The 1277-nt window shown below is 75.4% G+C and carries 1 protein-coding gene; it reads right to left on the bottom strand.

The features are described from left to right. Positions 1–4: 4 nt before the first annotated feature. On the bottom strand, positions 5–1277 hold a 1273-nt coding region (locus CCN72_RS33475), incomplete at its 5' end, for a 4'-phosphopantetheinyl transferase superfamily protein (RefSeq protein WP_143664288.1).

Here is a 1277-nt window from a genome sequence, read left to right as displayed (position 1 = left end):
GGGTTCATCGGGGGGTCTCCTCGGCTGCGGGATCGTGGGGTGCGGCGGCTTCGAAGGTGGGCCGGGTGGTGGATGCGGTGGCGGGCCAGGTGGTGGACGCGGTGGCGGGCCCGGTGGTCCAGGCCACCACGTAGGCGCGGGGCGCCAGCGCGGGCGGGTTGGCCGCCCGGGCGCAGTGGACCGGGTAGGCGTCGGCGAGGCGGCCGGAGACGAGCAGCCGGCTGCCGTCGGGGGCGGCCTCCAGAACCCTGAAGTCCCGTGGTCGGCCGCCGAATCCGGTGCCCTCGGCCTTGGCGACGGCTTCCTTGGCGGCCCAGAAGCGGGCGAACCACTCCGCCTGCGGACCCGACTGCGCCCGGAGCAGCCGGAGTTCCGCCGGTCCGAGCGCCGTGGCGAGGGTCGCGCTCTCGCGTGCGACGACCTCCTCGATGTCGATACCGACGCCAACGCCAACGCCGTCGGCGCTGCCAGGCCCGGGGTGCGGGCCGCGCGGCCGTACGAGCGCCACGCCCGCCTCGGCCCGGTGCGCGAGGGAGACGTCCAGCGGGGGCAGGGTCCGGCCGTGCACACCGGTGACGCGGGGGCGCCCGGCCTCGTCGTTGTGGACCTGGATCTCGGCCGGGAAGACGGGCCCCTCGCCCTGCTCCCAGAGCCATCGGCGTACCGCGTCCTTGACGGCGATCCGGCCGAGCAGCCACTGGCGGCGGCCCCGGGGCGGATGGGCGGCGTACTGCGCGCGCTCGGCGCTGCCCAGCGAGTTGCGCATGATGAGCTCGCGGGAGGCAAGGTCGGGCCAGCGCTCGTGCAGCAGCGTCCAGCCGCCGGGCTGGACGGCGGAGAGGGTGTGGCGCTCGGGGAAGCGTTCGACGGGGCGGGTGGTCGGGTCGTTGTCGAAGCGGCGGTCCTGCCAGCCGTCGAGCACGGCCCACACCCGGCCGCCGACGGTGAGCTGGGCGTCGGCTTCGAGGAGGGTGTCGGTGAGGGTGGTGATCCGCACCAGGCAGTCGACGGGGGTGCCGGGCGCCGGATGCGGCCCGTGGAACGTCATCCGCCGCATCTGCACGGGGAACACGACGGTCCGCTCGGTGCGGGTCGCCATGATCCAGTAGCCGAGCAGCTGGCCCACGTTGTCCAGCAGCGCGCCGGGGGCGGCGGGTGCGGTGATCACCCCGCGCACATGCCGCTCGCCGATCGCGGACAGCTCGGTCAGGCCCTGGAACCCCGGGCCGTGGAACATCCAGCGCTCGCGGTAGATCTGCGCGGCGGTGTGCTCGGGG

It is taken from the genome of Streptomyces murinus (assembly GCF_002154555.1).
In the GTDB taxonomy this organism is placed as follows: domain Bacteria; phylum Actinomycetota; class Actinomycetes; order Streptomycetales; family Streptomycetaceae; genus Streptomyces; species Streptomyces murinus.
Note: the sequence above shows the minus strand (reverse complement) of the source record. Positions and strands in the feature narration are given on the sequence as shown.